The organism is Corallococcus terminator (assembly GCF_049194865.1).
GTDB lineage: Bacteria > Myxococcota > Myxococcia > Myxococcales > Myxococcaceae > Myxococcus > Myxococcus terminator_A.
In genome coordinates this window covers 1-10,338 of sequence record NZ_JBLZWL010000108.1, presented here as the reverse complement: position 1 = coordinate 10,338, position 10,338 = coordinate 1, and the positions used below count along the sequence as shown (strand labels likewise).

General features: G+C 70.0%; 6 protein-coding genes. 4 read left to right on the top strand and 2 right to left on the bottom strand.

Features of this window, described 5'->3' with window-relative positions; translation table 11 throughout:
* Positions 1–113 precede the first annotated feature (113 nt).
* On the bottom strand, positions 114–1,115 hold the full coding sequence (locus ACN469_RS32715) for an N-acetylmuramoyl-L-alanine amidase family protein (RefSeq protein WP_498774363.1): 1,002 nt from the start codon (positions 1,113–1,115) through the stop codon (positions 114–116).
* A 149-nt stretch (positions 1,116–1,264) separates the two neighbouring features.
* Between ACN469_RS32715 and ACN469_RS32710 the strand changes: the two genes are divergently transcribed.
* The gene (locus ACN469_RS32710) at positions 1,265–4,834 is read left to right on the top strand and encodes a DEAD/DEAH box helicase (protein ID WP_498774361.1); all 3,570 of its coding nucleotides are present in this window, start codon (positions 1,265–1,267) and stop codon (positions 4,832–4,834) included.
* A gap of 107 nt (positions 4,835–4,941) precedes the next feature.
* Here the strand turns inward: ACN469_RS32710 and lon are convergent, their stop codons facing one another.
* Positions 4,942–7,434: an endopeptidase La gene (gene lon, locus ACN469_RS32705; protein ID WP_498774359.1), complete on the bottom strand. Its 2,493-nt coding sequence runs from the start codon at positions 7,432–7,434 to the stop codon at positions 4,942–4,944.
* 260 nt (positions 7,435–7,694) lie between these two features.
* Between lon and ACN469_RS32700 the strand changes: the two genes are divergently transcribed.
* From ACN469_RS32700 to ACN469_RS32690, 3 genes are all read left to right on the top strand, one after another.
* Entirely contained in the window at positions 7,695–8,909 is a 1,215-nt protein-coding gene (locus ACN469_RS32700; protein WP_498774357.1) for a vWA domain-containing protein, read from the top strand.
* Between the two features lie 171 nt (positions 8,910–9,080).
* On the top strand, positions 9,081–9,947 hold the full coding sequence (locus ACN469_RS32695; protein WP_498774355.1) for an ImuA family protein: 867 nt from the start codon (positions 9,081–9,083) through the stop codon (positions 9,945–9,947).
* 10 nt (positions 9,948–9,957) lie between these two features.
* Positions 9,958–10,338, top strand: a 381-nt coding sequence (locus ACN469_RS32690; protein WP_498774353.1) for a Y-family DNA polymerase, incomplete at its 3' end; no start/stop codon positions are given.

The window sequence follows — 10,338 nt, the reverse complement described above, 5'->3', positions numbered from 1 at the left end:
GCTCGGATGGACTCCGCGGCGGGTGCTGGTCGCGCACGGCCGCTGCTATCTCGACGACGCGGTGCCCCAACTGGAGCGCGCTTTCGCCTGGCTGCGCTGACGTAAGGTCCTCGTCAGCGGCTGTTCGCCTGGGGCGCCGCGACGAGAGCCGGCGTGAAGGCGTCCACGAGCCCCTGAGTCACCGCCGAACCAAACGCCTCCAGCGTGCGCTCCTCGCGCCACCGAGCGGCCTCCTCGAAGTCGAGGGCATGGTGCGTCTCGATGATGACGGAGGGGATGGTCGGCTTGCGCAGCACGAAGATGCGTCGGTGCGTGGGCTCTCTCGCCACGAAGACCCCGGCCTGTGCTGAGTCCGCGGCATAGAGCCCCGTGTAGTCCACGCCGTCGTAGTGCAGGAAGCCCACCTGGGACAGGTTCCGAGCAAGCGCCCGCGCCAGCGAGGCCCTGCGCGCCTGAAGTGACGGCTCCGCCTCCTCGGACCACAGCACGCTGAACCCAGGCGTCGCGTCCTGGCGATTGCACTCCTGGCCCTCCGCGGGGGACCACGGCTGCGCCATCCCCCGTGAGTCCGAGTGCAGGCTCACCAGCACGTGCGCACCCCATCGCTCGGCCTCCGTGAGCCGGTCGGCGTAGGCGACCCGCTGTCCCGACTTGCGGCTGAGGCGCACCTCGAAGCGCCCCGTGGACTCCAGTCGCCGGGCCAGGTCCTCGGCCACGCGCAACGTGAAGACCTCTTCGTCCTCACAGGTGACGGACCGATTGCCGGTGTTCCCATCCGCCCCATGTCCCGCGTCCAGGTACACGCGCTGCTTGCCGAAGCCCTGGGGGAAGCGCGCCGAGACGAGCGTCAGCGGCGCCCCGGACGCGGGCCATCTCGGCGACGCGCGGACGGCCTCGGGCTCCCCGGACGGTGGCTTCGCGGGAGGCTCGACCACCACGCCCTTGGGTTCGGCTGGCGCGGTGGGAAGCGAGGAGCGATTGCCCTCCACCGACTCCCGCACCGCGCCTGAATCGACGGGCAGGGGGACGCGGTTCGGCTCGGTCGAGGCTCGCGTGCACGCGGGCCCCGCGAGCAGGATGACTCCCAGTCCCCACACTCCAGCGGATTTCATCATGACGGGTCCGACGCCTGGCAAGGGAGCGTCGTTCCCCAGTGTGCCGTGGAATGACGGGGAAGCGGAAGTCACGGAAGGAGGGTTGCCTGCCTGTCCGCCTCGCCGTCGCGCTTGCGTTTCCCCTCGGCTTCGCGAAGAAGCGAAGGGCCATGTCCGTGGAGCGCCCGCAGCCCGTCCCCTCGACTGTCCCACACTTCGCCACGGAAGGCGCCCTGCGCTCCTGGCTGCGGGAGCACGGCATCGAGCACCTGTCCCGCTTGAGCCTCACCGTGCTGATGCCCCTGGTGGACGCCGCGCACCTGCCCCAGGCCCGTCCCGCGACGGCCCGCCGCCGCCTGGTGGAGATGCTCAACGAGGAGGCTCGGACGCGCTGGAGCCAGGAGTCCCTCCCGTCTCCGAAGATGAAGGAGCTGCTCCCGCTGCTCGCGTGGCGCTTCGTGGAGGAGGAGCGTCGGAGCACGGAGCAGGCCCGCGCCTCGCTCCCAGAGCGCCTCGCGCCGCCCCCGGAGGCACGCACTCATCGTGTCCACGGCCTGCTCCTGGACCTGCGCGGTCGCGCGCCCAACACCGTCGCTCCACGTCCCACGAGCGCCCTGAGTCGCGACGCGCTCCAGCTCGACTCCGAGCTCCCGGGCTTCCGCTTCCGCGAGACGCGCTGCTCGGAGCTGCCCTACGGCGCGCAGATGGGGTTCATCCTCCCCGAGGCGAGCCTGACCTTCACGCCCACCGCCGTGCAGGGCGACTGCACCTGTGGCGCGCCACCGTGTGTCCATCTGCTCGCGGCCATCGACACCGTGCTGCTGTGGCTGCGCCAGCCCTGGACGGAGGGCTTCGGCGAGTCGCTCGACGAGCTGGTGCGCCCGGGATGGGACCGCACGCTCCGGGCGCTGGAGCGCGCGCTCGACGAGGGGCTCGGGAGCGGCGCGGGCGTGGAGATCTCCTGGCGCGTCGACGTCATCGAGGGCTACGGCGTGGAGGTGCACCCGTACGTGCACAAGCGCAACAAGAAGGGCCAGCGCTCGACGGGCGCGAAGGTGAGCCGGCGCAAGCTGCTCCAGGAGCACGGCGCGCAGCTGTCCTCGCTCGACGCGCGCCTCGCGTCGCTGCTCCCGGACAACGACGGGCCTGTCTCCCGCGCGCTGCTCGTCGAGCTGGTGGACCATCCCCGCCTCTACCAGGAAGGGACGCAGGACCTGCTCGTCCACGTCGAGCGCGCCAAGGTGGGCATCGTCGCGGTGGAGCGGGGTGTGTCGGTCGTCGTCACCGCGGGCGTGGACGGCGCGACGTTGTCCGCGTCGATGGTGGACCGCGTGCGCAAGTCGAAGCCCGAGGAGGCCCTCTTCCTCTGGGACGAGGGCGCGCGGCAGCTCACCCTCCTGGACGTGGGCCCGGAGGTCCGCGCGCTCGCCACGGTGCTCCATCGCCACGGCAACGTCTTCCCGCCGGAGAGCCACGGCGTGCTGCTGGAGAAGCTGGCGAAGCTGGCCGTGCGGCTGCCCGTGTCACTTCCTCGCGGCGTCATGGGCGAGCGCGTCCCCGTGCTCCAGCTCCCGGTGCTGCGCCTCGAACTCGAGCCGGGCGGCGCGGTGCGCGCGGACCTGCGCGTGCGCGCCCTCCCGGACAGCATCTCCTACATCCCCGGGGAGGGACCTCGGGATGTCTACGTGCGCCGTGGCAACGACGCCGTCCACACCGTGCGCGACTTCGTGAAGGAGCTGGCGCAAGCCGAGTCGCTCCAGACGCGCTTGCCCTTCGCGCTGGCGGAGCCGCAGGTGATGCCCTTCTCGTACACGTTCACGGGCGTGCAGGAGGCCCTCGCGCTGCTCTCCGCGTGTCAGGAGCTGGAGCCTCCGCCTGAGCTGGAGTGGCTGGGCTCACCGCTGCGAATCGCGAGCCACCGAGGCGCCAGCGCGCTCAAAATCACCGTCGAGCGCAAGCGGGACTGGTTCGGGATGCTCGGCGGGCTCGCGGTGCAGGGGGAGCGCGTGGAGCTGGCGCGACTGCTCGATGCCGCGCGCCGCAAGGAGCGCTTCGTCCTGGTGAAGGACCACACCTACGTGGAAGTCGAAGAGGCGCTGCGGCAGCACCTGGAGCGGCTCGCGGACCATGCCCATTCGTCGCGCCATGGCCTGGAAGTGGGGCCAGCCGCCGCGGAGGCCCTGTCCGCCCTGAGTGGCGCGGGCGCCGAACTGGATGCGGACAAGACCTGGCAGGGGCTCGTCGAGCGCATCTTCGCCGCGAAGGAGCTGAAGCCGAAGGTGCCCGCGACGCTGAAGACGGAGCTGCGCGACTATCAAGCGGAGGGCTTCCGCTGGCTCACGCGGTTGGCGTCATGGGGCGCGGGCGCGGTGCTGGCGGACGACATGGGCCTGGGCAAGACGGTGCAGGCCCTGGCCGTCCTGCTGGAGCGAAGCAAGCACGGGCCCGCGCTCGTGCTGGCGCCCACCTCCGTGGCCTTCAACTGGATGGACGAGGCGAAGCGCTTCGCGCCCTCGCTGCGGATGAGGCTCTTCTCCGAAGCGGCGGACCGGGGCGGATTGCTCGAACGGCTGGGGCCTCGCGACGTGCTCGTCATCAGCTATGGCCTGCTGACGCGCGACATCGGCCGGCTGTCCGAGCTGCGCTTCGCCACCATCGTCTTCGACGAGGCCCAGGCCCTGAAGAACGCCGGCACGCATCGCTTCCGTGCCGCGAGGGCGCTCCAGGGTGACTTCAAGTTCGCCCTCTCCGGCACCCCCCTGGAGAACCACCTGGGCGAGCTGTGGAGCTTGTTCGCCCTCGTCTTCCCGGGGCTGCTCGGCAGTCAGGAGGCGTTCCGCACCCGGTTCGCCATCCCCATCGAGCGCCGCGTGGACCCCACGGCGGCCCCCGCGCTCGCCCGCGTGCTGCAGCCCTTCCTCCTGCGCCGCACCAAGGCCCAGGTGGAGGCGCAGCTTCCTCCGCGCACCGACGTGCGCGTGCCCGTCGTGCTGTCCTCGGACGAGTGGACGCTCTACGAGGACGCGCGACTGGCGGCCATCTCCGCGCTGGAGTCCCGCCCGGAGGTCATGCGAGAGCGACGGGAGCGCGAGCACGAGCAGCGCTTCGAGGTGCTCGCGGCCCTCACCCGACTGCGGCTATTGGCCTCGCACCCACGCCTCTATGACGCCGAGTCGCGCGTGGAGTCCTCCAAGCTGGAGCGCTTCCTGGAGCTCGTGGACGAGCTGCGCGCCGAGGGCCATCGCGCCCTGGTCTTCAGCCAGTTCACCTCGCACCTGGCCCTGGTGCGGGAGGTGCTGGACGCGCGCGGCATCGCCTACGAGTACCTGGATGGGCACACGACGCTCAAGGCCCGAGCCGGGGCCGTCAAGGCCTTCCAGGAGGGCACCGCGCCGCTGTTCCTCATCTCGCTCAAGGCCGGTGGCTTCGGCCTCAACCTCACGGCCGCGAACAGCGTCATCCACCTGGACCCTTGGTGGAACCCGGCCGTGGAGGATCAGGCCTCGGACCGCGCGCACCGCATCGGCCAGGAGCGGCCCGTCACCGTCTACCGGCTGGTGGCGCGCGGCACGATTGAAGAGCAGATGCTCTCCCTTCATGAGCACAAGCGCGCGCTCGTCGCGGACGTGCTGGAAGGTAAGGACGGCGCGGGGAGGCTCTCCACCCAGGAGCTGCTCGGCCTGCTCTCACAGCGGCTCTCCGGGCCCGACGCGCAGGACACGCCGCCGACGCGGCACTGAAGTAGCGGGGCAGGGCGGCCGTACCCAAGCCCGCAAAGACAACGGGCAGGTCCCTCCGAAGAGGAACCTGCCCGCGTCATGACTCAGTGGCCGTCAGGAGCCCGCGCTTACGCGCGAACCTCGGGAGCCGCGCCAGCGTCAGCGGCCTGCGGAGGCAGGGGCTCCTTGCCCGGCTCGCCACCCGGAGTCCCCGCCGACGACTTGAACGGCGACGTCTCCAGCGCGGCCTTGAGGACCTCGTCCATCTGCGTGACGAAGATGAACTCCAGCTCGTTCTTCGCCTGGTCCGGCACGTCCACCAGGTCCTTGCGGCAACGCTCGGGCAGGATGACCCGCTTGATACCCGCGCGGTGAGCCGCCAGCACCTTCTCCTTGATGCCACCCACCGGCAGGACCAGGCCACGCAGCGTGGCCTCGCCCGTCATCGCCGTGTCGTGCCGCACCCGGATGCCCGTGAGCAGGCTGGTGAGCGCGGTGAGGATGGTGACGCCAGCGGAAGGACCATCCTTGGGGATGGAGCCCGCCGGGAAGTGCAGGTGCAGGTCCGTCTTCTCCAGGAAGTTGGAGCTGATGCCGAGCAGCTCCGCCTTGCTGCGCAGGTAGCTCAGCGCCGCCGTCGCGCTCTCCTTCATCACGTCGCCGAGCTGGCCGGTGAGCGTCATGCCGCCCTTGCCCGCCATCTTCGTCGCCTCGATGAAGAGGAGATCACCACCGGCCGCCGTCCAGGCCAGACCCGTGGCCACGCCCGGAACCTCCGTGCGCTCCGCGACCTCCGAGTAGAACATCTCGGGCCCGAGGATCTCCTTCACGCGATCCGGGTTGATGGTCTGCTTGTCCATCTTCCCACCCGCGACCTCCACCGCCACCGCGCGGCAGATGTCCGCGATGCGCCGCTCGAGGTTACGCACGCCCGCCTCGCGGGTGTACGCGGTGGTCAGCGTCAGCAGCGCCTCATCGGTGATCTCGATGTGATCCGGGCTGAGGCCGTGCTCCTTGAGCTGCTTGGGCACCAGGTGGATCCGCGCGATGCTCTGCTTCTCCTCGAAGGTGTAGCCCGACAGCTCGATGATCTCCATGCGGTCACGGAGCGGACCGGGGATGGGGTCGAGCTGGTTCGCCGTGGCGACGAACATCACCTTGGACAAATCGAACGGCACGTCGAGGTAGTGGTCGCTGAAGCTGTTGTTCTGCTCCGGATCCAGCACCTCGAGCAGCGCCGCGCTCGGATCGCCGCGGAAGTCCGCGCCGAGCTTGTCGATCTCGTCGAGCATCATGACCGGGTTCTTCGTGCCGGCCTTCTTCATGCTCTGGATGAAGCGGCCGGGGAGCGCGCCGACGTAGGTGCGCCGGTGGCCGCGGATCTCCGCCTCGTCACGCACGCCGCCGAGCGACAGGCGCACGAACTTGCGGCCCGTGGCCTTGGCCACGCTCTGGCCCAGCGACGTCTTGCCGACGCCCGGAGGACCGACGAGGCACAGGATGGGCCCGCGCATGTCGTTCTTCAGCTTGCGCACCGCGAGGTACTCCAGGATGCGCTTCTTGACCTTCTTGATGCCGAAGTGGTCCTTGTCCAGCTGCTGGCGCGCGTTCTCGATGTCGAGGTTGTCCTCGGAGATCTTCGACCACGGCAGGTCGGCGATCCAATCCAGGTAGGTGCGCGCGACGGTGTACTCGCTGGAGGCCGCCGGAATGGTCTTCAGGCGGTTGAGCTCCTTGTTCGCCACCTTCTCCACGTCGGGAGGCAGGGCCGCCTTCTTCAGGCGCTCCTGGAGCTCGTCGAGCTCCTCTTCCTCCTCACCCATCTCCCCGAGCTCTTCCTTGATCGCCTTGAGCTGCTGGCGCAGGTAGTACTCGCGCTGGGTCTTCGACATCTCGCCCTTCACGGCGGAGTCGATCTTGTTGGAGAGCTTGAGGATCTCCCGCTTGCGGTTGAGCAGCTCGAGCACGAGCTTCATCCGCGCCTTGAGATCCACCGTCTCGAGGACGGCCTGCTTCTCTTCGATCGGCACGTCCACGTTGGCGGCGATCAGATCCGCGAGGTGGCCGGGGTGGGTGATGCTCTCCACCAGCTCCGTGGCGGCGGCCGGCAGCTCGGGCATCAGCTCGATGACCTCGCGCGCCAGCTTCTTGAGGTTGATGCCCAGGGCCTCGACTTCGACGTTCTCCGCGGAGGTCTTGTCCTCCACCGCGTCGACGCGGGCCTTGAGGTAGGGGGCTTCCTGGACCAGCTCCACCACGCGGAAACGCGCGAGTCCCTGCACGACGAGCGAGTAGTTGTCCTCGCCCATCTTGAGGAGCTTCACGATGCGGGCAACGGTGCCCATGGTGTAGAGGTCGGCGGCGCCCGGATCCTCTTCCTCGGCGCGGCGCTGCGTGACGACACCGATGACCTGGTCGTCGCGCACCGCGTCCTTGATCAGGGCGATGGTCTTCTGACGGCCGACGGCCAGCGGGAGCACGCCGCCGGGAAAGAAGACGCTGTTGCGCAGGGGCAGGATGGGGAGGACCTGCGGGATGTCTTCCTTGTTGATGAGCCCGGGAGGGGCCATCGCGGTGGGCATGGCGCTCGCGGCGGTGCCCTTCTTCTTCTCATCGGACATGAAGTTCGGCCTCTTCCTTCGTCTTCAAGCCCAACCGTACAAGCGGCCGAGCCGGTGAACATCTGTCGGTTTTCTGCGGCAGATGAACCAACGTAACAACCAAAACGCCCATGGCAAACGCCGTGTGCGATTTTCCACGTCCAAGTCGGATGCCAGACGCTGCACCTTGTCTCGCCTCCGGGCCTGGGGTGGGGCATGCTCGCCCCCCCAGCCCTGATGCGTCGCGCCGCCTGGTCGCGCCGCCTCTTAGGAGGCCCCCCATGAAGCTGAAGCCCTGTGCCCCCCTGCTCCTGTTGCCGGCCCTCTGGGTGGCGTCCTGCACGTCGCCCGTCGACGAGGCGGGCTCCACTCTTCCAGGCAAGTGTCAGAGCGAGTCCCCCGTCGTGGCGCCGCAGAAGACGGACATCCTCTTCGTCATCGACAACTCGGCCTCCATGGCCGAGGAGCAGGCCGGTATCGCCACCGAGCTGCCCGCCTTCATCAAGGCCCTCCAGGAGGGCGGCGGCGTGACGCAGGACTTCCGCGTGGGGGTGATCACCACGTCCGTCTACCGGCGGATCCTCTTCCAGGGTGTGGAGCAGTACCGCGAATACCCCGCCGAGTCGGGACACCTCCAGGCTGTTCCGGAGGCGGATGGTCAGCCTTCGGACTCGCGCTACATCGAGAGCACGGACGAGCACTTGCTGGAGCGCTTCCGGCGACTGGTGCAGCAGGGGACAGCGGGCAGCGGGCAGGAGTCTCCGTTCGAGGCCGTGCGGCTGGCGGTCTCCGAGCCCCTGGCCAACACCTCCATCGGCGAGGGAGGCAACGGCGGCTTCCTTCGAGACGGGGCTCGGTTGCTGGTGGTCGTGGTGACGGACGAGGAGGACTGCAGCTCCACGTCGCGCCCGCCGCCGGTGGTCGTCCCGGACGATACGTCGGTGGACAAGTGCAGCGAGAACGCGGCGCTGCTGACGTCGGTGGACGAGTACTTCCAGTTCTTCAGCACCCTGCGTGACTCGAAGGGTGGGCGCCGCGAGGTGCTCTGGGCCACGGTGGGTCCGGTGGCGCTGAGCGACAAGCGGGCGGAGCTGGTGGTCGACGTCACGCCGCAGGGGAGGTACGTGCGCAACGTGGACTGCCCCACGTCGTACGGGCCGGGCCACCGGCACCGGGCGATGGCGGAGAAGTTCGACACCAAGTTCGACAACCTGGATTCCATCTGCCGGGAGAGCTACCGCGACACGCTGCTGGGCATCGCCGAGCTGGCCGCGGTGGCGCAGAGCCTGGACGTGGTGAACCTGCCGGATCCGCGGCTGGCGAGAGTGGAGCTGACGCGCGCCGGGGGCACGGTGGAGACGTGCTCGGTGGCCGCGGGGGAGCTGACCTACGAGCCGTCCGGTGAGGAGCGCCCCGCGCGCCTCTATTTCGGCGGGAGCTGCCTGCGCCGGGCGGACGACGAGAAGGTGGAAGTGAAGGTCATCTGCGCCGGCTAGGACGTGCAGGGGCTTGAGATCCCTGGCCTCGGGCCAGTGGATCCGAGCTGGTGCGTCGTGTCGCCTCACCCATCGCCGTGCGTCCTGGGCGGGCGCACGTCAGACCCGTGAACATACTGAACTGCCGTCCAGTCGGACGTTCGGTGTGCCGGGTTCCGGCGAGGAGGCGTGATGAGCGCGGCGTTGGAGCAGCGGGCGGGCTCGGCGGGCTCGGTGGTGGATCAGCTCCGGGAGCGGATCCGCCAGTTGCAGGCGGCGCCTCGTCGTTACCTGGCCGTCCTTCGCACGGGGATGGAGGCGGTGGACGCGCTGCTGCCCTCGGGCGGCTTCCCGCTGGGGCAGGCGGTGGAGCTGTGCGGTGAGGCGGCTTCGGGGCGGACCAGCCTGGCGCTGAGCGCGGTGGCGGCGGCGCACCGGGAGGAGCGGCTGTGCGCGTGGGTGGATGGGCCGCGAGAGCTCTATCCCCCGGCGGCCGCGGCGCAGGGCGTGGACCTGGAGCGGCTGCTCATCGTTCGTCCCAAGTTGCCCGAGCAGCGGGTGTGGGCGGCGGTGCAGCTCGCCCGGAGCGGAGCCTTCGCCTGCGTGGTGTTGGATCTGACGCGAGGGGTGGGCGCGGTGGGGCGGCCTTCGCGGGTGGGACTGGCGGAGGCGCGCAAGCTGGCGGACGCGGCGGAGCGTGGGGGCGGGCTGCTGTTGTTGCTGACCTCGCCGGACGCGCCGGCGGATGGAGTGACGCGGCTGCGGACGGAGTCGGGGGATGGGGATGGGTGGTCGGTGGAGGTGGTGCGCAGCCGGACGGGTGGGACGGGAGTTCGGGCGGTGGTGCCGTGGAGCACGCTGTACCCGGAGCTGGGGTTGGAGGGGGGCGGGAGGTTGTTGGACGTGGGGCCGGTGGATGCGGATGCCACGCCGGACTTCCTGAAGGAGGGGGCGTGGGTGGCGCGCAACGGCCTTGGGATTCAGGGCCAGCGGCCCGGGCGGGATGGCGCCATGCCGTCGCTGCGAGCGGGGCTGAGCGCGGCCTCGGCGGCGCACTGAGGCACGCGCCATGCGCAGGGCATATCTGCACTTCACGCGCTTCCCGGTGCAGCGCAAGGTCCTCGAGTGCCCGGAGCTGGCGGGGCGGCCCTTCGTGCTGGTGGAGGAGTCGCGAGGTCAGCGGCGGGTTGCGGCGGCATCGACGTCCGCGCTGAAGGCAGGGGTTCGGCCCGGGACGACGCTCACTGCGGCGACGGCGCTGGAGCCAGGGCTGCGGCACTTTCCCTATCGACCGGAGGACGAGGCGAGGGCGCTGGTGGCGCTGGGAGAGGCGCTCTTGTGTCTGGGGCCCGGCTTCCAGCTCTCCGCGCCGGATGGCCTGTGGTTGGACGCGGGGGCGGCGCACTTGTCTGGAGGCGAGGACGGGTTGTGCTCGCGGGCGTTGGCGCTG

Bases quoted from the DNA above. Each gene is read 5' to 3' on its own strand.
- ACN469_RS32715 (WP_498774363.1), bottom strand. From the start codon at position 1,115: ATGATGAAATCCGCTGGAGTGTGGGGACTGGGAGTCATCCTGCTCGCG.
- ACN469_RS32710 (WP_498774361.1), top strand. From the start codon at position 1,265: ATGTCCGTGGAGCGCCCGCAGCCCGTCCCCTCGACTGTCCCACACTTC.
- lon (WP_498774359.1), bottom strand. From the start codon at position 7,434: ATGTCCGATGAGAAGAAGAAGGGCACCGCCGCGAGCGCCATGCCCACC.
- ACN469_RS32700 (WP_498774357.1), top strand. From the start codon at position 7,695: ATGAAGCTGAAGCCCTGTGCCCCCCTGCTCCTGTTGCCGGCCCTCTGG.
- ACN469_RS32695 (WP_498774355.1), top strand. From the start codon at position 9,081: ATGAGCGCGGCGTTGGAGCAGCGGGCGGGCTCGGCGGGCTCGGTGGTG.